The sequence below is a fragment of the Citrobacter portucalensis genome, from assembly GCF_002042885.1.
GTDB classification, from domain to species: Bacteria; Pseudomonadota; Gammaproteobacteria; order Enterobacterales; family Enterobacteriaceae; genus Citrobacter; species Citrobacter portucalensis.
In genome coordinates this window covers 142,911-163,982 of the sequence record NZ_MVFY01000010.1, presented here as the reverse complement: position 1 = coordinate 163,982, position 21,072 = coordinate 142,911, and the positions used below count along the sequence as shown (strand labels likewise).

Sequence of the window (21,072 nt, the reverse complement as noted above, 5' to 3'; positions counted from 1 at the left end):
ATCTTTCCGGACGCGGCGTCAACGCCTTATCCGGCCAATACTCTTTTTATTTCTCTTTTCCCCGGCCGTACATCCCCTGAAAAAGCTGCGCTACATCGACAAAATACTCCGTCAGATAGTTAATCACCACCTGGACCTTGAGCGGCAGTTTGTCTTTTTCGGTATATAGCGCATAGACCGGACGCGGATCCGACTGGTAGCGGGGAAGGAGGATCTCCACTTCGCCACGATTGATCTCATTGATCACCCACATTAGCGGCACATAGGCAATGCCTGCACCCGCAGCCAGCCAGCGCACCAATGTCATCGGATCGTTAGTCACAAAACGACCCTCTGGGATCAGGCGGGTGGAAATTCCTTCCGGAGCGATAAGCTCGAATTCATTATCCGGGCGCACGCTGTATTCCAGCCACGAGTGGTTGCTGAGATCGGCGGGTTTCTCCGGGGCACCAAACTGTGCGAGATAGCTTTTAGCCGCGCAGACCACCATCGGCATGGCGCCCAGGCGACGCGAGAACAGACTGGAGTCCTGCAACGCACCGACGCGGATGACCACGTCCAGACCATCGGCGATTAAATCCGGTGCCGGGATGCCTGTTACCAGATTTACCGTCAGACCGGGGTATTCCTTCAGCATGGTCGCAGTCAATCCGGCGAGGACATTTTGTGCCATGGTTGAAGAACAACCAATGCGCAGCGTACCGATGGGCGTGTTGTTAAAGGCATAAAGCTGCTCGTGAACATCCTGCGCTTCGTGCAGCATTCTCCGGCAGCCCTGATAGTAAATTTTACCAGCTTCGGTCAGCCCAATGCTGCGTGTACTGCGGTTTAACAGCTTGACCTGTAGCTCATCTTCCAGTTTAGAGACCGTCTGGCTTATCGATGAAACGCTCATTTGTAGCTGTCTTGCGGCGGCGGTGAAGGAGCCCAGTTCGACGACTTTGGCGAACACCGACATACGTTTTAATCGTTCCATTGTTCACTCTGGCTTAAAAGTGATTTAGATCACATAATATAGATAACAGCATAACAGTTACGTTAATATATTATTATTCAAATAACAGCTATGTCGCTCTCGCCTGGCTCATCCTTGCCCTTCTCTGCGGTGACATACGCTAGAAAATCTATCACCTGCACTCTCTTAAGTTACCAAGGTCAACATGAGTCTGTTTCCCGTTATCGTGGTGTTTGGTTTGTCCTTCCCACCGATTTTTTTCGAATTACTTTTGTCACTGGCGATTTTCTGGCTGGTGCGCCGGATGCTGGTTCCAACCGGCATCTATGATTTTGTCTGGCATCCGGCTCTGTTTAACACCGCGCTGTATTGCTGCCTGTTCTATTTAATAACGCGCCTGTTCGTTTGAGGTTGAAGTGAAAACACTAACAAAAAAACTCTCCCGTACGGCCACGACTCTCGTACTGGTCATTCTGGCCTTCATCGCTATTTTTCGCGCATGGGTGTATTACACCGAGTCGCCATGGACACGTGATGCGCGTTTCAGCGCGGAAGTTGTCGCTATTGCGCCGGATGTTGCGGGTCTTATTTCCAACGTTAACGTCCATGATAACCAACTGGTGAAAAAGGATCAGATTCTGTTCACCATCGATCAGCCACGCTATAAGAAAGCCCTTGAGCAGGCCGAAGCTGATGTTTCTTATTATCAGGTTCTGGCCCAGGAAAAACGCCAGGAGGCTGGCCGTCGTAACCGCCTGGGCGTGCAGGCCATGTCTCGTGAAGAGATTGACCAGTCAAACAACGTCCTGCAAACCGTATTACACCAGCTTGCGAAAGCACAAGCGACCCGCGACCTGGCAAAATTAGATCTGGAACGTACCGTCATTCGCGCACCAGCAGACGGTTGGGTCACTAACCTGAACGTCTATAGCGGCGAATTTATTACGCGTGGTTCCACAGCGGTGGCACTGGTCAAACAGCATTCTTTCTATGTGCTGGCCTATATGGAAGAAACCAAACTGGAAGGCGTTCGCCCTGGTTATCGCGCTGAGATCACCCCGTTGGGCAGTAATAATGTCTTAAAAGGCACCGTTGATAGCGTGGCGGCGGGGGTAACAAATGCCAGCAGTACGCAGGATGCAAAAGGTATGGCGACCATTGATTCAAATCTGGAATGGGTGCGCCTGGCGCAGCGTGTACCGGTGCGAATTCGCCTTGATGAGCAGCAGGGAACTCTGTGGCCTGCCGGGACAACGGCTACCGTTGTCATTACCGGTAAGCAGGACCGTGATGCAAGCCAGGAGTCCTTCTTCCGTAAAATGGCGCACCGCCTGCGCGAATTTGGTTAATTGCGATGGGTATTTTCTCCATTGCCAACCAGCATATCCGCTTTGCGGTAAAACTGGCGTGCGCGATTGTACTGGCGCTGTTCGTTGGTTTTCACTTCCAACTTGAGACTCCGCGTTGGGCGGTACTGACTGCGGCCATTGTGGCGGCAGGCCCGGCCTTTGCTGCGGGTGGGGAACCCTATTCAGGGGCTATCCGCTATCGCGGCATGCTGCGTATTGTCGGGACATTTATCGGTTGTATTGCCGGACTGATCATTATCATCAGTATGATCCGCGCTCCGTTATTGATGATCCTGGTGTGCTGTATCTGGGCCGGTTTTTGTACCTGGATCTCGTCACTGGTGAAGATCGAGAACTCCTATGCCTGGGGGCTTTCGGGCTATACGGCGCTGATCATCGTCATTACCATTCAGGCTGAACCGCTGCTGACGCCACAATTTGCGCTCGAACGTTGCAGTGAAATTGTGATGGGGATTGTCTGTGCTATTGTGGCCGATCTGCTTTTCTCTCCCCGTTCGATAAAACAAGAGATTGATGTTGAGCTGGACAGCCTGCTGGTGGCGCAATATCAACTGATGCAGTTGTGCATTAAGCACGGCGACAGCGAGGTTGTGGATAAAGCCTGGGGCGATTTAGTCCGTCGTACGGCAGCGCTGGAAGGTATGCGCAGTAACCTGAATATGGAGTCTTCACGCTGGGGGCGTGCTAACCGCAGGCTTAAAGCATTGAACACGCTGTCGCTCACGCTCATCACGCAGTCCTGTGAAACCTATCTTATTCAGAACACCCGACCGGAACTGATTACTGATACTTTCCGCGAGTTGTTCGATACGCCGGTTGAAACGGTGCAAGATGTCCATAAACAGTTGAAGCGGATGCGTCGGGTTATTGTCTGGACTGGCGAACGTGAAACACCGGTAACGATTTATAGCTGGGCAGGTGCGGCGACGCGCTACCTGCTGCTCAAACGTGGTGTGGTGAGTAATACCAAGATTAGCGCTACGGAAGAAGAGATCCTGCAAGGTGAGCCGGTGGTGAAAGTGGAGTCTGCCGAGCGTCATCATGCGATGGTTAACTTCTGGCGCACCACGCTTTCTTGTGTGCTGGGGACCTTATTCTGGCTATGGACCGGATGGACCTCCGGCAGCGGTGCAATGGTGATGATTGCGGTCGTCACCTCGCTGGCAATGCGTTTGCCAAATCCTCGCATGGTGGCGATAGACTTTATCTATGGGACGTTGGCAGCGTTACCGCTCGGAGCGCTCTATTTCCTGGTGATTATCCCTAATACGCAACAAAGCATGCTGTTACTGTGCCTGAGCCTGGCGGTGCTGGGATTCTTTCTGGGGATTGAGGTACAGAAACGACGGTTGGGATCGATGGGGGCGCTGGCCAGCACCATTAATATCATTGTGCTGGATAACCCGATGACCTTCCACTTTAGCCAGTTCCTTGATAGTGCGCTGGGGCAGATTGTTGGCTGCGTGTTGGCGTTTATCGTCATTCTGCTGGTGCGTGATAACTCTCGTGACAGAACAGGCCGCGTATTGCTCAACCAGTTTGTTTCGGCGGCGGTTTCAGCAATGACCACCAATGTAGTCCGTCGTAAAGAAAATCATCTTCCGGCACTTTATCAGCAGCTGTTTTTGCTGATGAACAAGTTTCCCGGCGATCTGGCGAAGTTTCGCCTGGCGCTGACGATGATCATCGCGCACCAGCGCCTGCGTGATGCACCGGTACCGGTAAACGAGGATCTATCCGCATTCCATCGCCAGCTTCGTCGTACTGCCGATCACGTAATTTCAGCAGGAAATGACGACAAGCGCCGACGCTACTTTAGCCAGTTACTGGAGGAGCTTGAGGTCTACCAGGAGAAATTAATTATCTGGCAAGCACCGCCGCAGGTGACCGAGCCGGTAAAACGACTCAGTGGGATGCTGCACAAATACCAGCATGCGCTGGTCAGTAATTAAGAGTTGTAAACCGACGCTAAAAGCGTCGGTTTTTTTATGGCTATACTTACCTGAAAATGCGAGAGACCCCTGGATATTGGCGGTCTGTAGAGTAGCTGGCGTCGGGATGGTGGCTATAGATGAACATCTATACATTTGATTTTGACGAGATAGAAGATCAGGGCGATTTCTACCGCGAGTTCACGCGCACATTCGGTCTGGCCCGGGAAAAGGTTGTTGATTTGGATTCTCTGTGGGAGGTGGTGATCGGGGAAGTCTTGCCGCTGCCGCTGGAGATTGAATTTGTCCATTTACCGGACAAGCTGCGCAGGCGATACGGCGCGTTGATTTTACTGTTCGATGAAGCGGAAGAAGAGCTGGAAGGGCAGTTGCGTTTTAACGTTCGTCACTCAATGTAAGACATAAAAAAGCCCCCGGCAGGCGGGGGCAAGTCGTCGGACTTAGACGACGAGGGTTTATTTGTAGAGTTCTGCAGTAGCGTGCCAGTGAGCACCTTCACGGAGTTCGGTGACGCGATAGCTGCTGGCGCCTGCTTTTTCAGCTTTAGCGGCGATGGCCTGACGCATGTCCATTGGTGAACTACCGATCTGAGAGACGGAGACGCTACCGATGGATTGCAGATTCTGTGCTTCTTGTGAGTTCACCTGAGTAACCGCGGCGCTTGCACCGAAGGAGAGAACAGAAAGAAGGCTTAAGGTTGCAATAGTAGTTTTGATTTTCATGATATTTACCTCGTCGAATTCTTTTATTGGGGTCTGTGTTTCGTGACCCTCATCACAAAATCAAGTATACACTAATCACCCGATAAATTAATACCACGCTAATTGTTTCATTGGGTTTTGAGTGTTAAGAAAATGATTTTTTATAACTCAATGGAATTAAAAAGAGCATTTTAAACAGCTTACACAAAATAAATTTAATTAAATCATGTAGATACTTGATTTTGCAAAATGTGCGTTTTTAAGGCTGCACATTCACCATGTGAATGTATTTTGATGGTTAAACGCACCATTTGTTAAATCAATAGCAGTGGAAAAGAGAAGGAGGGGGATGAAAAGAGAGTGTTTTCCCCCGCCGCGAGGCGACGGGGAGGTGGTATTACAGTTCTTGTTCGAACAGTTCCAGAATAGCTTCGTACAGATCTTTTACCGTAAAACCCTTAGCTGGGGTGGTGAAGATGGTATCGTCACCGGCAATCGTACCCAGGATACCTTCCGCTTTCCCCAATGAGTCCAGCAGACGTGCAATCAACTGAGCAGCGCCAGGGCTGGTATGAATAACTACGACCGCATCGTTATAGTCGATATCCAGCACCAGATTTTTCAGCGGGCTGGAGGTCGTGGGTACGCCCAGTTCCGCCGGAAGACAGTACACCATTTCCATTTTCGCATTGCGGGTACGCACGGCGCCAAATTTGGTCAGCATGCGTGAAACCTTGGACTGATTGATATTATCAAAGCCCTGATCCTGCAACGCGAGGACGATTTCGCCTTGAGAGCTGAACTTTTCTTCTTTAAGTAGCGCTTTAAACGCCTTTACTAATTCTTCTTGTTTTGCCGAGCTTCGCATAAGTCACCCGTAATATGGCGGTAGAAACAACATTATTGTGCATACAGATGAATTTTTATGCAAACAGTCTGCCTTGTTCAAGGCTGAAATAATGTTATGAAAGAGCGGAATTTTATCAAATTTCGTTATCAAGAAACATGCCTGTGTCACGGCTCGCAAATAAGGTTAAAAGTAAATTAAATGTTATCAAATTGATGTTGTTTTGAGAGGCGGGTAGGGTATATTGTCAGCACCTGTTGGAAAGTTGCTCTACTGTGTGGGTGGTTTTGAATTACGTAACTTAGGTTTTATTTTACGTAAGTTAAATGCATAAAAGCCAAATTTGCGTGACTACGCATTCTTGACGCGTGGTTGTTGTATTCATTGGATTTGTGAATTAAGGTCGCCGCCGCGGAGCAATAGACATTTTGCTTATCAATATAATAAGGAGTTTAGGATGAAAGTTGCAGTCCTCGGCGCTGCTGGTGGTATCGGTCAGGCGCTAGCATTACTGTTAAAAACCCAACTGCCTTCAGGTTCAGAACTCTCCCTGTACGACATCGCTCCAGTAACACCTGGTGTGGCCGTTGATTTGAGCCATATCCCTACTGCTGTGAAAATCAAAGGCTTCAGCGGCGAAGATGCTACCCCTGCACTGGAAGGTGCTGATGTGGTACTGATCTCTGCGGGTGTCGCACGTAAACCGGGTATGGATCGTTCCGACCTGTTCAACGTCAACGCCGGTATCGTGAAGAACCTGGTGCAGCAAGTTGCTAAAACCTGCCCGAAAGCGTGTATCGGTATCATCACCAACCCGGTGAATACTACCGTTGCTATCGCTGCAGAAGTGCTGAAAAAAGCAGGCGTATACGATAAGAACAAACTGTTTGGCGTGACCACGCTGGACATCATCCGCTCCAACACCTTTGTTGCGGAACTGAAAGGCAAACAACCAGGCGACGTTGAAGTCCCGGTTATTGGCGGCCATTCTGGCGTGACCATCCTGCCACTGCTGTCACAAATTCCTGGCGTAAGCTTCACCGAACAAGAAGCAGCTGACCTGACTAAACGTATCCAGAATGCGGGTACTGAAGTTGTGGAAGCTAAAGCCGGTGGCGGTTCTGCAACCCTGTCTATGGGTCAGGCTGCTGCACGTTTCGGCCTGTCCCTGGTTCGCGCATTGAGCGGCGAAAAAGGTGTGGTTGAATGTGCTTACGTTGAAGGCGACGGCCAGTATGCTCGTTTCTTCTCTCAGCCGCTGCTGCTGGGTAAAAACGGCGTAGAAGAGCGTCAGTCTATCGGCAAGCTGAGCGCGTTTGAACAAAGCTCGCTGGAAGGCATGCTGGATACGCTGAAAAAAGATATTACTCTGGGCGAAGAGTTCGTTAAGTAACGCGAAGAAAGGCCTGCGTGTATTTGTAGGCCTGATAAGCGTAGCGCCATCAGGCATTACGTACTAACTCTCTACGATATCGCCTAATAAAAACCGGAGCTAACATGCTCCGGTTTTTTTATGGTCAGTAGGCCGCCAGACGTGACGTTAATTGGTGGCTGGGTATTCCTGGATCGTTACCTGCAGCGTCAACTGTTTGTCATCACGCATCACGACAACGGAGATAACTGAACCTGGTCGAATCTCTGCCACCTGGTCCATCGTTTCCAGTGCAGACACTGCCGGTTTGTTATTGACCGAGATAATCAGATCGTTAACCTGAATGCCCGCCTGCGCTGCCGGACCATCCGGGGAAACTTCGTTAACTACAATCCCCTGAATTTGATCCATCCCGCCGCCCTGAGCGTGCAGTGGTGCAATTTCACGACCGCTGATACCGATGTAGCCACGAATCACGCGCCCGTCACGAATCAGCTTATCCATGATTTTAGTCGCCAACTGAAACGGAATGGCAAAACCGATCCCTTCCGGGGTTTCGCCATCGTTGCTCTTATCAAATGACAGCGTGTTAATCCCCATCAATTCACCCAGTGAGTTGACCAGCGCACCGCCGGAGTTTCCGTGGTTGATGGAAGCATCTGTTTGCAGGAAGTTTTGCCGTCCTGTCGGGTTCAGGCCAATTCGACCGGTGGCGCTGATGATCCCCTGAGTGATGGTTTGCCCAAGGTTGTACGGGTTACCGATGGCGAGTACTACGTCACCAATGTGCGGCACGCGTTTGTTATTAATTGGGATTGTTGGCAGCCCGCCAGTGGCGTTGATTTTCAGCACCGCAAGGTCGGTTAACGTATCAGACCCCACAAGCAGCGCTTCAAATACGCGGCCGTCCTGCAATGCGACGATGATTTGGTCGGCATCGTTAATGACGTGCTTATTGGTAATGATATAGCCGCGCTGATCCATGATAACGCCTGAGCCGAGTGTGCGGATCTCAAGCTGGTTATGTGCTGTGCTGTTCATACTGCGGTTATAAACGTTAACGACGGCAGGCGCTGCGCGGCGAACCGCCGGGTTATAGCTAGCGGGCGTTTCATCTGCACTGTCGAACTGCGGTGCGGTAAGCGTATTAATTTTTCGCAGAGAGGGCATCGCCGCCAGCAGAATGGCGCCGACGATTAAACCAATCGCGACCGAACGTAAAAGCTTCACAAACATGATGGCGGCGTCATTAAAAAAGGGAACGGCAGCAGCATATCACGAGTTAACCGGACATCACACGAGGGGCTGATGTCCGGTTGCATGCGTTAACGCAGGAGCAGGTAAATACTCTCGTTACCGCGCACCACCTGCAGAGCAATGATCGACGGTTTCGCTTCCAGCACTTTTCGCATTTCGGCGATTGAGTTTACGCGATCGCGGTTAACGCCAATGATAACGTCATCTTTATGCAGACCGGCCTGTGCGGCAGGGCTGCTTTTTTCTACGTTATCAATTCTGATGCCTTTGGTGCCGTCTTTTAACTGACCGTCGCTGAGCGTAGCCCCTTGCAACGCAGGCGCAATCATCTCTGCGCTGGCGGACGATGATGTGCTGGTATCGAGGGTGACTTCAACCTCCAGCGGTTTACCGTTACGCAGCAGGCCCAGTTTGACCTTGGTCCCAGGTTCAGTTGTCGCAATGCGTGAACGCAGTTCGGCGAAGCTGTTGAGCGGTTTACCGTTGAGGCTGGTAATGACGTCACCTGATTTCACCCCTGCTTTTGCGGAGCCGGAGTTAGGCAGAACCTCACTGACAAACGCGCCACGCTGTACGTCCAGTTTGAACGCTTTGGCGATATCCGAGGTCATTTCGGTGCCTTTGATACCCAACAGACCGCGTTTGATTTCACCAAACTGCATCAGCTGCTGTGCCAGCGTGCGCGCCATGTTGCTCGGGATTGCAAAACCAATCCCGATGCTGCCGCCGCCGGGGGCCAGAATCGCAGTGTTAATACCGATCAGCTCACCGTTCAGGTTGAGCAATGCGCCGCCGGAGTTACCGCGGTTGATAGAGGCGTCAGTCTGAATAAAGTTTTCCAGACCTTCCAGGTTCAACCCACTGCGACCCAAGGCAGATACAATGCCGGAGGTGGCTGTTTGACCCAAACCGAACGGGTTACCCACAGCCACCGCGAAATCACCCACGCGGAGTTTGTCGGAGTCAGCAATGGCAATTTGCGTCAGGTTGCTGGGGTGCTGAATTTGTAGCAGTGCGATATCGCTCTGATCGTCGCTGCCGATAAGCTTAGCGTCGAACTCACGGCCATCATTAAGCTGAACGCTGATTTTTTGCGCCTGATTAATAACGTGGTTATTGGTCAGAACGTAGCCTTTGGCTGCGTCAATGATGACCCCTGAACCCAGCCCTTCAAAGGGTTGTGACGGTTGATCGGGAAGTTCATCACCAAAAAACTTTTTGAACTCTTCCGGGACTTTCTGCCCCTGAGTGGCGGTGCCTTCAACCCTTACGCTCACCACGGCAGGTAACACTTTCTCCAGCATCGGAGCGAGGCTGGGAAGCGCAGCCTGACCGGGAACCTGGCCGGGGATAGACGCTGCGGCCGGGAATGGCGCCGAGAGAGTTAACCCGACACTTAACGCTAATGCACTCAACAGCTGGGTTTGTTTTTTCATGGATCCTGCTCTCGTACCTTGAGTAAACGGAAGATGATTCAAAACAGGTTGATGTTATTGAATTTTCGGTTTGGTCACAATGCGGCTAACGACTAAATAATAGCTGGGACAGGAAGAGAAGCGGAGGGCGCAATTGCTGCGCCCAATAAATTTCTTAACGATGTGCGGTTAGTCGCGCTTTGCGCCGCTACGCAGCAGGCCGGAAGCCCCTTCAGAATAGTCACGTGGCATCTGAACCGGCGCCTGATCGTTGCCTGCTTCAGACTCTGCCAGACGGTTACGGAACGGGTTGTTTTCCGGCGACATACCCGGCAGCAGGTTGCTGGAGCTTTTCGCCATGTGCTGGTAAATCTGACGATAATCGTCCGCCATGTTATCCAGCAATTCAGCGCTGCGGGCAAAGTGGCTCACCAGCTCTTCGCGGTACTCTTCCAGCTCAGCTTTATTTTTTTCCAGTTCGTACTGCAATGCCTGCTGTTGGCGTAATTTACGATTACCAAAACGCATGGCTACAGCACCAATAATGATACCGACGACTAACCCAATTAGCGCATATTCCCAGGTCATGAACATCTCCCGTTGTCTTGTGTTTCCGTAGGGTGTTGGCTTTAGGCTCCATGCCTGCGCCTGATTATGCCACTATAACCGCTAATCCCGTAGAAGTGGAATCCCGTGTTTATATCACGTAATGTAGAACGGCCTTTTTTTCGTCAACCGTGAGCGACGGCACATCGATTCTCAAGGAATAACAATAACATCATGCAAAGCTTTTCCCCTACATCGCGTTACCAGCAAGCCCTCAACGACGGCAGTCATCAACCCGACAACGTACAACTCGAAGCCGTGAATCGACTGGAAACCATTTTCCAGGCGCTTACGACGCCAGCACGTCCTGCGCCGCAGGAGAGTGGACTGATGGCGCGTTTTGGTAAGTTGCTGGGCAAGCGTGAGTCACCGATCAACGCGCCGGTGCGTGGTTTATATATGTGGGGCGGAGTTGGGCGCGGAAAAACCTGGCTGATGGATCTGTTCTACCATAGCCTGCCGGGCGAACGTAAACAGCGTTTGCACTTTCACCGTTTTATGCTGCGCGTGCATGAAGAGCTTACTGCCTTACAGGGGCAGAGCGATCCGCTGGAAATCATCGCCGACCGCTTTAAGGCCGAAACGGACGTGCTGTGCTTCGACGAATTTTTTGTTTCTGATATCACCGACGCCATGCTGCTCGGCGGCCTGATGAAAGCGCTGTTTGCCCGTGGCATTACGCTGGTGGCGACCTCCAATATTCCGCCAGATGAGCTATATCGCAACGGTTTGCAACGCACGCGTTTTCTTCCTGCCATTGATGCGATCAAACAGCATTGCGACATCATGAATGTCGATGCCGGCGTCGATTATCGTCTGCGCACCTTAACGCAGGCGCATTTGTGGTTGTCGCCATTGAATGAGGAAACCCGCCAGCAGATGGATAAGCTTTGGCTGGCATTAGCGGGAACCAAAGGTGAACATGCGCCAACGCTGGAGATCAATCATCGTCCGATGCAGACGCTGGCCGTCGAAAACCAAACGCTGGCGGTGTCGTTTACCACGCTCTGCGTTGATGCCCGGAGTCAGCATGACTACATTGCGCTGTCGCGTCTGTTTCACACGGTGCTGTTGTCTGATGTGCCGGTCATGACCCCGCTGATGGAGAGTGAAGCGCGACGCTTTATCGCATTGGTGGATGAGTTCTACGAACGCCACGTCAAGCTGGTGGTCAGTGCGGCATCACCCCTCTATGAAATTTATCAGGGCGAGCGTCTGAAGTTTGAATTTCAGCGTTGTTTGTCGCGTTTGCAGGAGATGCAAAGCGAAGAGTATCTGAAGCGGGAACATTTAGCCGGTTAAACCTGCCGCAAATCACATAAAGGGGTCGATCTTTGACCCTGACTTCTCTATAATCTTGCGACCCCACGTTACGAGAGAGTTTTTTTCCCAAAACTTTCTATGCGCCGGCATAGGCTATTCGAAGGGGTAGGTTTGCTGGACAATGTCGTGTGAACCTCAACTGACAAAACGTTTGGGTGTTCACCAACGTGTAACTTATTTATTTGGGTAAGCTTTTAATGAAAACTTTTACAGCTAAACCAGAAACCGTAAAACGCGACTGGTATGTTGTTGACGCGACCGGTAAAACTCTGGGCCGTCTGGCTTCCGAACTGGCTCTGCGCCTGCGCGGTAAGCACAAAGCGGAATACACTCCGCACGTAGATACCGGTGATTACATCATCGTTCTGAACGCTGACAAAGTTGCTGTAACCGGCAACAAGCGTACTGACAAAGTGTACTATCACCACACCGGCCACATCGGTGGTATCAAACAAGCGACCTTTGAAGAGATGATTGCTCGCCGTCCTGAGCGTGTGCTTGAAATCGCGGTTAAAGGCATGCTGCCAAAAGGCCCGCTGGGTCGTGCTATGTTCCGTAAACTGAAAGTTTACGCTGGCAACGAGCACAACCACGCGGCACAGCAACCGCAAGTTCTTGACATCTAATCGGGATTATAGGCAATGGCTGAAAATCAATACTACGGCACTGGTCGCCGCAAAAGTTCCGCAGCTCGCGTTTTCATCAAACCGGGCAGTGGTAAAATCGTAATCAACCAACGTTCTCTGGAACAGTACTTCGGTCGTGAAACTGCCCGCATGGTAGTTCGTCAGCCGCTGGAACTGGTCGACATGGTTGAGAAACTGGATCTGTACATCACTGTTAAAGGTGGTGGTATCTCTGGTCAGGCTGGTGCGATCCGTCACGGTATCACCCGCGCTCTGATGGAGTACGACGAATCCCTGCGTGGCGAACTGCGTAAAGCTGGCTTCGTTACTCGTGATGCTCGTCAGGTTGAACGTAAGAAAGTCGGTCTGCGTAAAGCACGTCGTCGTCCTCAGTTCTCCAAACGTTAATTGTACTCTGCTTCGGCAGACGACAATTTGCGAAAAAACCCGCTTCGGCGGGTTTTTTTATCGTTATTTCTCGCCTCAGATCCACGGTAATCCGCTGATTGCCACCTCTTTTTCCCCATTTCAAGAATCGACTCACCACAAAGGTCACAAAATCTGGTAAACTATCATCCAATTTTCTGCCCAAATGTCCGGTATCGTTCATTTTTTGTTTGTATTTTGAACAGTAATGACTTTCCCGAGTCTGGGTGACATCACTTCTGGCTGGCCACTGAGTGGCTGGTAGCAGTAAAAATTCTGAATATACCTGGAGGTTTTCATGGCTGTCGCTGCCAACAAACGTTCGGTAATGACGCTGTTTTCTGGTCCTACTGACATCTATAGCCATCAGGTCCGCATTGTGCTGGCTGAGAAAGGTGTTAGTTTCGAGATTGAGCATGTGGAGAAGGACAATCCACCTCAGGATCTGATCGACCTCAACCCGAATCAGAGCGTACCGACACTGGTGGATCGTGAGCTGACCCTGTGGGAATCTCGCATCATTATGGAATACCTGGATGAGCGCTTCCCGCATCCGCCGCTGATGCCGGTTTACCCGGTTGCGCGTGGTGAAAGCCGCCTGTACATGCAGCGTATTGAAAAAGACTGGTACACGCTGATGAACGTCATCGTGAACGGTTCTGCATCTGAAGCCGAAGTCGCGCGTAAGCGTCTGCGCGAAGAACTGCTGGCAATCGCGCCAGTATTTGGCCAGAAACCTTACTTCCTGAGCGATGAGTTCAGCCTGGTAGACTGCTACCTGGCGCCGCTGCTGTGGCGTTTACCGCAGTTGGGTATTGAATTCAACGGTGCAGGTTCGAAAGAACTGAAAGGGTACATGACTCGCGTCTTCGAACGTGACTCTTTCCTGGCTTCTCTGACTGAGCCTGAACGTGAAATGCGTCTGGGCCGGGGTTAACCTGTATGGATTTGCCACAGCTAACACCACGCCGTCCGTATCTGCTGCGCGCGTTCTATGAGTGGTTGCTGGACAACCAGCTCACGCCGCATCTGGTGGTGGATGTGACGCTCCAGGACGTGCAGGTTCCAATGGAATATGCGCGTGACGGGCAAATTGTTCTGAATATTGCACCGCGTGCGGTGGGCAACCTGGAACTGGCTAACGATGAAGTGCGCTTTAACGCGCGTTTCGGTGGCGTGCCGCGTCAGGTGTCTGTGCCGTTGGCTGCCGTTCTGGCAATTTATGCACGTGAAAATGGCGCCGGTACGATGTTCGAACCGGAAGCCGCCTACGACGAAGATGTTGCCAGCTTAAATGATGACGACAACGACGCGTCTGGTTTTGAGAGTGAAACGGTCATGTCGGTCATTGATGGCGATAAACCTGATAATGGCGACGACAACGATCCGGATGATACTCCGCCACCGCCTCGCGGTGGGCGTCCAGCGCTGCGCGTAGTGAAATAAGTAGTGAAATAAAAAACAGGCCCTTTGGGGCCTGTTCTGTTTTCTGGCTTTGGTATCAATAAAACAGCGCGATGGTGGCTACCATATTCACCACAAATCCTACTGCCATCGGGATTGCTGTACGTTTTACCACTTCAAAGGGCGATACGCCGGCAATACCCGATGTCACGACAATTACAGCGGTTATGGGTGACACCGCGCGGGCAAGCGTAGTGGCAAAATGCATCGGCATAATCATTACTACGGCAGGAATATGCAGCCCGGCGGCAATATCCGGAATGAGGCTGGCAAAAGACATAAACGGCGCGTTGCCTGACCCCATGACGATTGCGCAGGCGGCGATGACCACCGCCATGATGATCATCACGCCGATACCGCCAAGACCGGAATGCTCTGCGCCTTTTATTACGGCGTCGACAGTCCCGATAGTCGTCAACCCTTTCGCAAAGATTTCACCGGCGACCACCAGGGTAACAACGTTGGCAAACTGTGTCCCCATGCCGTCAAAAAAAGCCTGCACATCATCCATCGTTTCGCGCAAATTATGTTTATGCAGGAATTCAACAAACATAGTCAGCGTCATGCTCATCAACATTACCACCACCAGATTCAACTCTGCTTTCATTAGCCCCATTTGTGCAAGGGAAAGCGAGCCCAGCATCAGGATCAGCGGCATCACCGGCAAAATGGCGTAATAGAGCGGGGGTACGTTTTCCAGCGTCTTTTGTTCCGCAAATCCGTTACTTTCCGGTGCGGCTTTTTTATCAAATTGACGCTGAACGAAAAAATGCGCAATGGCGACGGCGACAATGACACACGACGCGACGGGCAACTGGTATTGAAAGAAATAGGTGGCGATTTTCATGCCCGCGACCTGCGCGGCAAAAATAGAGTTGGTTTCCAGAATGCCCCATTCAATCGACATCGAAGTGGCAATGACCGCAACAGCGGATAAACGGCTCACGCCAAGGCTAACCAGCGTTGGGAACAGCGTCACCATCAGTAACATACCTAACCCGGATGCGCTGGTAATGAACTGCGCCATGATCTGACCAATCACATAGGTGGCGGCAAGCACTACATAGGGTGAACGGATTAGCTTGAGCGGGCGGCTTAACAGGCTAACCATCGCTCTGCTGGCCCCCATTCTGTCCATATAACGGGCATAACCGCCCACCGCCATGATTGATAACCCCAGCCCGGCTGCGCGGTTGGAGAGCATACGCAAAATTTCATTGTAAATATCGACCAGTAGATAGCCACTGCTTTTGTCGTTAGCGACCAACGCGCCGTAGCCCAGCCAGACGCCGCAGATCATCAGGAAGATCCCGGCGGCGGCCAGCACGACCTGCGGTTTGTAGTTTTTGAGGATCAGGTAACCCATCGTTAATAAAACGATGACAGAGATAATGATGCCGAACATTGTTTCACTCCATGCCAGAGAAGAAGATAAATCCGGTAATAACGCTGTTGTCAAAACGGATGTTATATTTTTCTGGGCATTTTTTATGGAGTGAATATCTTATTTTTAATTCGATGATGTAATTATTTATCGTTATAAAATAGAAGGTTATGATAAATTATCACGTTCATATTCATAATTTTCATGAAGCTATTTAACTCCATTCAATTAAAATGAGGCAGAAGATACTCGCTTAAAATAATATTGCTGTTACGTATATTATCAATAAGCCAGCCGGATCAGATCGTCCATCATTTCACCCTGCTTTCGATCCTGTGTTAGGATAAACCCGCTGTTGTTTGTCACCACGACTTAGCTGAATGGACCCTATGAACGCATTTGATTCGCAAGCTGAAGACTCTCCATCCACCATTGGCCGTAGCTTACGCAATCGCCCGTTGGCGCGTAAAAAACTGTCTGAAATGGTTGAAGAAGAACTGGAGCAGATGATTCGTCGTCGGGAATTTGGCGAGGGCGAACAGTTGCCGTCTGAGCGGGAGCTGATGGCCTTCTTTAACGTGGGCCGTCCTTCAGTACGAGAAGCGCTGGCCGCGTTAAAACGCAAAGGTCTGGTACAAATCAACAACGGCGAGCGCGCCCGCGTTTCGCGTCCTTCAGCTGATACCATCATCAGCGAGCTGTCTGGTATGGCGAAAGATTTCCTCGCACATCCCGGCGGCATTGCCCACTTCGAGCAGTTGAGACTGTTCTTTGAATCCAGCCTGGTACGATACGCTGCCGAACATGCGACAGATGAGCAAATCGACAGACTGGCTAAAGCACTGGAGATCAACAGCCAGTCGCTCGATGACAATACGTTGTTCATCCGCTCGGACGTTGATTTTCACCGTGTACTGGCTGAGATCCCGGGCAATCCTATCTTTATGGCTATCCATGTTGCGCTGTTAGACTGGCTGATTGCCGCCCGTCCGACCGTCGCCGATCAAGAGTTGTATGAGCACAACAACGTGAGTTATCAGCAGCATATCGCGATTGTCGACGCAATTCGCCAGCGCGATCCTGAAGAAGCTGACCGCGCACTGCAAGAACACCTCAATAGCGTTTCCGCGACCTGGCATGCCTTCAGCAAAAGTAAAAAGTTGCGTAAGTGATCGCGATCCCGACGATCGTTTAAACACAAAATCATTCAAGTTGCATCAAGGCGGCAAGAGAGCGAGTTCCCTGGAGCATAGATAACTATGTGACAGGGGTGAGCGAACGCAGCTAACGCAGAGGCGGCTCGAAGGATGAAGTGTTTAGTGAAGTAGATCGCACTATAAGCGTTCTGTATTGTATTGCTGCTTATTTGATCTGGTATAACAGGTATAAAGGTATGCAGTTAGATAACACTAATCATCGTCAGAGGTCGTTATGGCAAGAGATTTAAAAGGCGTAATGCCAGCGTTGTTAACCCCATTCGATAACCAACAGAGACTGGACATCGAGAGTTTGCGCCGCCTGGTGCGTTTCAACATTGGTCAGGGTGTAGACGGGCTCTATGTCGGTGGCTCAACGGGTGAGGCCTTTGTCCAAAACCGCGTTGAAAGAGAGCAGGTGCTGGAAATTGTTGCCGAAGAGGCGAAAGGTAAGGTGACGCTGATCGCCCATGTTGGCACGGTGAGCACCGAAGAAAGCCAACAGCTGGCGAGCGCCGCGCATCGTTACGGCTTTGATGCCGTTTCGGCCGTCACGCCGTTTTACTATCCGTTCAGCTTTGAAGAGCATTGCGACCACTACCGCGCAATTATTGATTCAGCTAATGGATTGCCGATGGTGGTCTATAACATCCCGGCGCTGAGCGGCGTAAAACTGACGCTGGATCAGATCAACACGCTGGTAACGCTGCCAGGCGTTGGCGCACTGAAGCAAACTTCGGGCGATCTCTATCAGATGGAACAGATCCGCCGCGCTCATCCCGATCTGGTGCTTTATAACGGCTATGACGAGATCTTTGCTTCCGGACTGCTTGCGGGCGCAGATGGCGGTATCGGTAGCACTTACAACATCATGGGGTGGCGCTATCAGGGAATTGTGAAAGCGCTCAAAGAAGGTGACATCCGCACGGCGCAAAAGCTGCAAACCGAGTGCAATAAGGTTATCGATCTGCTTATTAAGGTTGGCGTGTTCCGCGGCCTGAAAACAGTATTGCACTATATGGATGTGGTTTCTGTCCCACTGTGCCGTAAACCCTTTGCCCCGGTAGATGAACACTATCTGCCGGAACTGAAAGCGCTGGCAAACCAACTGCTGGCGGAAAAGGCGTAATCACGGGTCGCCGGGGGCGTTTCGCTTGCCCGGCCTGGATTTTCGACCGTAGGCCGGGTAAGGCAAAGCCACCACCCGGCACAACAACAAAAATCGTCGGGAGAGTAAAATGAGTACTTCTACCCAAAGCATCCCGTGGTATCGCCATCTCAATCGGGCACAATGGCGGGCATTTTCCGCCGCCTGGCTGGGATATTTGCTTGATGGTTTCGATTTTGTGTTAATCGCCCTGGTGCTGACAGAAGTGCAGGGCGAATTCGGACTGACGACGGTGCAGGCTGCCAGCCTGATCTCGGCCGCCTTTATCTCCCGTTGGTTTGGCGGGTTAATGCTGGGGGCAATGGGCGACCGCTACGGACGCCGCTTGGCAATGGTCACCAGCATCATTCTGTTCTCTGTGGGAACGCTGGCCTGCGGTTTCGCGCCGGGCTACACCACCATGTTTATCGCCCGCCTGGTTATCGGTATGGGAATGGCCGGTGAGTATGGTTCCAGCGCAACCTATGTTATTGAAAGTTGGCCTAAACACCTGCGAAACAAAGCCAGTGGTTTCCTGATTTCCGGCTTTTCCGTTGGTGCCGTGATCGCCGCCCAGGTTTACAGTCTGGTGGTCCCGGTCTGGGGATGGCGCGCGCTGTTCTTCATCGGCATCCTGCCAATTATCTTCGCCCTCTGGCTGCGTAAAAATATTCCGGAAGCGGAAGACTGGAAAGAGAAACACGAAGGCAAAGCGCCAGTGCGCACGATGGTGGACATTCTCTACCGGGGCGAGCATCGGGTAATTAATATTCTGATGACGCTCGCCGCTGCAACTGCGCTGTGGTTCTGCTTTGCTGGCAACCTGCAAAATGCGGCTATCGTGGCGGTTCTTGGACTGATATGCGCCTTTATCTTCATTAGCTTTATGGTGCAAAGCAGCGGGAAACGCTGGCCGACGGGCGTGATGCTGATGGTGGTCGTGCTATTCGCCTTCCTGTACTCGTGGCCGATTCAGGCGCTGTTGCCAACCTATCTGAAAACCGAACTGCTGTACGATCCTTCCACGGTGGCCAGAGTGCTCTTCTTTAGCGGTTTTGGTGCGGCGGTTGGGTGTTGCGTCGGCGGTTTTCTTGGTGACTGGCTGGGCACGCGTAAAGCTTATGTCTGCAGTCTGCTGGCCTCGCAGTTGCTGATTATTCCGGTGTTTGCGATAGGCGGTTCAAACGTCTGGGTACTGGGTTTGCTGCTGTTTTTCCAACAAATGCTCGGCCAGGGGATCTCCGGGATCTTACCAAAACTGATTGGCGGTTATTTCGATACCGATCAGCGTGCGGCGGGACTGGGCTTCACCTATAACGTAGGCGCACTGGGCGGGGCTCTGGCACCGATCATCGGCGCGCTGATTGCCCAACGTCTGGATCTGGGTACCGCGCTGGGATCGCTCTCTTTCGGCCTGACATTTGTAGTGATCCTGCTGATTGGTCTTGATATGCCGTCCCGTGTACAGCGCTGGCTGCGTCCTGAAGCGTTGCGTACGCATGATGCCATTGATGGTCGACCGTTTAGCGGTGCCGTGCCGTTCGGCGGTGACAAAAGCACTATGGTGAAATCCAAAAGTTAATCCAGTTGCCCGGTGCTGAACCGGGCAATAGCCGTAAGGGAAGAATATGTCGTTCTTTGAGCTACAGAGCGCCACCACGATGCATGAGGCGGCGTCATGACCACACTGGCGATTGATATTGGCGGCACCAAATTGGCTGCCGCGCTGATAGACAACAATCTGCAAGTCCGCGAGCGGCGTGAACTGCCGACGCCTGCCAGTAAAACGCCGCAAGCGCTGCGCGCCACGTTACAAACACTGGTTGCACCGCTACAGGGGCGTGCTAATTGGGTGGCGATCGCCTCGACGGGGATTATCCGTGAGGGGGCTTTACTGGCGCTGAATCCGCATAACCTCGGCGGATTGATGCATTTTCCGCTGACACAAACGCTGGAACAAATCACCGGCCTGCCGACGCTGGCCGTCAATGACGCACAGGCAGCGGCGTGGGCTGAGTACCATGCGCTTGGTGGTGAGTACCGCGATCTGGTGTTTATTACCGTCTCCACAGGCGTGGGCGGGGGAGTCGTCAGCGGTGGGAAACTGCTGACTGGAGTCGGCGGTCTGGCTGGGCATCTGGGACATACGCTGGCCGATCCCCATGGACCCATGTGCGGCTGCGGGCGTGTGGGCTGCGTTGAGGCGATCGCATCCGGTCGTGGAATAGCGGCGGCTGCCGAAGGCGCGCTAGCCGGATGCGACGCCAAAACTATTTTTAGCTGTGCCGGGCAGGGGGATGAGCAGGCAAGCCGGTTGATCCATCGCTCGGCGCGTACTTTGGCAAGGCTTGTTGCCGATGTGAAGGCCACGACCGATTGCCAGATTGTGGTGATTGGCGGCAGCGTTGGGCTGGCTGAAGGGTATCTGGCGCTGGTGGAACATTATCTGGCACAAGAGCCTTTGGCCTATCACGTTGAATTGCTGGCGGCGCATTGCCGTCATGACGCTGGATTACTGGGGGCCGCGCTGTTGGTCCAGGGAGAATGATGATGATATCAGATGCGTTGAATTCACTGCCTTCTGCCGGATTACATCCGGTCTTGCAGCAGGCGTTAACGCTTGCCATTGCGGCGAATCCGCAGGAGAAGACGCCTGGGCGCTACACGTTGCAGGGCGAGAATATTTTTATGAATGTCATGCAATTTACAACGCAGAGCCCAGAGCATAAGAAAGCGGAGCTGCATCAGCAGTACATTGATATTCAGATGCTGTTGTCCGGCGAAGAACGGATTCTGTTCGGGATGACCGATTCTGCTCGTCACTGCGAAGAGATGCACATCGAGGATGATTATCAGCTGTGCAGCCAGATTGCCGATGAACAGGCTATGGTACTGAAGCCGGGAAAATTTGTGATTTTTATGCCGGGCGAGCCGCATAAACCGGGTTGTGTGGTGCAGACCCCGATGGACATCAAAAAGGTGGTGATCAAAGTCCGCGCCAGCTTATTACAAGCTTGAGAATGAGAGACTG

The 21,072-nt window shown here is 51.9% G+C and carries 22 protein-coding genes; 15 read left to right on the top strand and 7 right to left on the bottom strand.

All coding sequences use genetic code 11. From position 1 onward, the window contains the following. Positions 1-46: 46 nt before the first annotated feature. Positions 47-976, bottom strand: coding sequence for an HTH-type transcriptional activator AaeR (gene aaeR, locus BZK40_RS16380; RefSeq protein WP_008785957.1), 930 nt, complete (start codon positions 974-976; stop codon positions 47-49). Between the two features lie 184 nt (positions 977-1,160). On the opposite strand from aaeR, the gene aaeX reads away from it, so the two are divergent. The 4 genes from aaeX to BZK40_RS16360 all read left to right on the top strand — a co-directional run bounded on the left by aaeX (position 1,161) and on the right by BZK40_RS16360 (position 4,675). Further along, entirely contained in the window at positions 1,161-1,364 is a 204-nt protein-coding gene (gene aaeX, locus BZK40_RS16375; protein ID WP_003828816.1) for a p-hydroxybenzoic acid efflux pump operon protein AaeX, read from the top strand. Positions 1,365-1,371: 7 nt separating this feature from the next. After that, entirely contained in the window at positions 1,372-2,304 is a 933-nt protein-coding gene (gene aaeA / locus BZK40_RS16370) for a p-hydroxybenzoic acid efflux pump subunit AaeA (RefSeq protein WP_003828814.1), read from the top strand. A gap of 5 nt (positions 2,305-2,309) precedes the next feature. Further along, positions 2,310-4,277, top strand: coding sequence for a p-hydroxybenzoic acid efflux pump subunit AaeB (gene aaeB, locus BZK40_RS16365; RefSeq protein ID WP_071444711.1), 1,968 nt, complete (start codon positions 2,310-2,312; stop codon positions 4,275-4,277). Between the two features lie 119 nt (positions 4,278-4,396). Further along, positions 4,397-4,675, top strand: coding sequence for a barstar family protein (locus tag BZK40_RS16360; RefSeq protein WP_003025168.1), 279 nt, complete (start codon positions 4,397-4,399; stop codon positions 4,673-4,675). Between the two features lie 57 nt (positions 4,676-4,732). On the opposite strand, the gene yhcN is transcribed toward BZK40_RS16360, so the two are convergent. Further along, positions 4,733-4,999: a peroxide/acid stress response protein YhcN gene (gene yhcN / locus BZK40_RS16355; protein ID WP_003828812.1), complete on the bottom strand. Its 267-nt coding sequence runs from the start codon at positions 4,997-4,999 to the stop codon at positions 4,733-4,735. Between the two features lie 376 nt (positions 5,000-5,375). Continuing rightward, a complete protein-coding gene (argR, locus tag BZK40_RS16350) occupies positions 5,376-5,846 on the bottom strand; it encodes a transcriptional regulator ArgR (RefSeq protein ID WP_003025162.1) in 471 nt (156 codons plus the stop codon). A 436-nt stretch (positions 5,847-6,282) separates the two neighbouring features. On the opposite strand from argR, the gene mdh reads away from it, so the two are divergent. Further along, positions 6,283-7,218, top strand: a complete 936-nt coding sequence (gene mdh / locus BZK40_RS16340) for a malate dehydrogenase (protein ID WP_008785953.1) — start codon at positions 6,283-6,285, stop codon at positions 7,216-7,218. Positions 7,219-7,365: 147 nt separating this feature from the next. On the opposite strand, the gene degS is transcribed toward mdh, so the two are convergent. The 3 genes from degS to zapG all read right to left on the bottom strand — a co-directional run bounded on the left by degS (position 7,366) and on the right by zapG (position 10,457). After that, positions 7,366-8,433, bottom strand: a complete 1,068-nt coding sequence (gene degS, locus BZK40_RS16335) for an outer membrane-stress sensor serine endopeptidase DegS (protein ID WP_008785952.1) — start codon at positions 8,431-8,433, stop codon at positions 7,366-7,368. An 89-nt stretch (positions 8,434-8,522) separates the two neighbouring features. Beyond that, on the bottom strand, positions 8,523-9,890 hold the full coding sequence (gene degQ, locus BZK40_RS16330) for a serine endoprotease DegQ (protein WP_008785951.1): 1,368 nt from the start codon (positions 9,888-9,890) through the stop codon (positions 8,523-8,525). 168 nt (positions 9,891-10,058) lie between these two features. Continuing rightward, entirely contained in the window at positions 10,059-10,457 is a 399-nt protein-coding gene (gene zapG, locus BZK40_RS16325; RefSeq protein WP_003025147.1) for a Z-ring associated protein ZapG, read from the bottom strand. Positions 10,458-10,649: 192 nt separating this feature from the next. Between zapG and zapE the strand changes: the two genes are divergently transcribed. The 5 genes from zapE to sspB all read left to right on the top strand — a co-directional run bounded on the left by zapE (position 10,650) and on the right by sspB (position 14,296). Continuing rightward, positions 10,650-11,777, top strand: a complete 1,128-nt coding sequence (zapE, locus tag BZK40_RS16320; protein ID WP_032945144.1) for a cell division protein ZapE — start codon at positions 10,650-10,652, stop codon at positions 11,775-11,777. A gap of 218 nt (positions 11,778-11,995) precedes the next feature. Then, entirely contained in the window at positions 11,996-12,424 is a 429-nt protein-coding gene (gene rplM, locus BZK40_RS16315; RefSeq protein ID WP_003025141.1) for a 50S ribosomal protein L13, read from the top strand. A 15-nt stretch (positions 12,425-12,439) separates the two neighbouring features. Then, positions 12,440-12,832 carry a 30S ribosomal protein S9 gene (gene rpsI / locus BZK40_RS16310; protein ID WP_003025138.1) on the top strand — a complete coding sequence of 131 codons (393 nt, stop codon included), beginning with the start codon at positions 12,440-12,442 and terminating at the stop codon, positions 12,830-12,832. Positions 12,833-13,148: 316 nt separating this feature from the next. After that, positions 13,149-13,787, top strand: a complete 639-nt coding sequence (gene sspA, locus BZK40_RS16295; protein WP_003025132.1) for a stringent starvation protein SspA — start codon at positions 13,149-13,151, stop codon at positions 13,785-13,787. A 5-nt stretch (positions 13,788-13,792) separates the two neighbouring features. Further along, positions 13,793-14,296, top strand: coding sequence for a ClpXP protease specificity-enhancing factor (gene sspB / locus BZK40_RS16290; RefSeq protein WP_003025130.1), 504 nt, complete (start codon positions 13,793-13,795; stop codon positions 14,294-14,296). 55 nt (positions 14,297-14,351) lie between these two features. Here sspB and dcuC read toward each other — a convergent pair whose 3' ends face one another. After that, on the bottom strand, positions 14,352-15,719 hold the full coding sequence (gene dcuC, locus BZK40_RS16285; protein ID WP_079934961.1) for an anaerobic C4-dicarboxylate transporter DcuC: 1,368 nt from the start codon (positions 15,717-15,719) through the stop codon (positions 14,352-14,354). Positions 15,720-16,078: 359 nt separating this feature from the next. Here dcuC and nanR point away from each other — a divergent pair, with 359 nt between their 5' ends. The 5 genes from nanR (at position 16,079) to nanQ (ending at position 21,059) form a co-directional block, all read left to right on the top strand. Further along, positions 16,079-16,870: a transcriptional regulator NanR gene (gene nanR, locus BZK40_RS16280; protein ID WP_008785946.1), complete on the top strand. Its 792-nt coding sequence runs from the start codon at positions 16,079-16,081 to the stop codon at positions 16,868-16,870. 259 nt (positions 16,871-17,129) lie between these two features. After that, positions 17,130-18,023 carry an N-acetylneuraminate lyase gene (gene nanA, locus BZK40_RS16275; protein WP_079934960.1) on the top strand — a complete coding sequence of 298 codons (894 nt, stop codon included), beginning with the start codon at positions 17,130-17,132 and terminating at the stop codon, positions 18,021-18,023. 109 nt (positions 18,024-18,132) lie between these two features. Beyond that, positions 18,133-19,623 (top strand): sialic acid transporter NanT, encoded by a 1,491-nt coding sequence (gene nanT, locus BZK40_RS16270; protein ID WP_048215451.1) that lies wholly within the window; start codon positions 18,133-18,135, stop codon positions 19,621-19,623. A 96-nt stretch (positions 19,624-19,719) separates the two neighbouring features. Next, positions 19,720-20,589 (top strand): N-acetylmannosamine kinase, encoded by an 870-nt coding sequence (nanK, locus tag BZK40_RS16265; RefSeq protein WP_079934959.1) that lies wholly within the window; start codon positions 19,720-19,722, stop codon positions 20,587-20,589. Between the two features lie 2 nt (positions 20,590-20,591). Beyond that, positions 20,592-21,059 (top strand): N-acetylneuraminate anomerase, encoded by a 468-nt coding sequence (nanQ, locus tag BZK40_RS16260; RefSeq protein WP_057067638.1) that lies wholly within the window; start codon positions 20,592-20,594, stop codon positions 21,057-21,059. Positions 21,060-21,072: the final 13 nt, after the last annotated feature.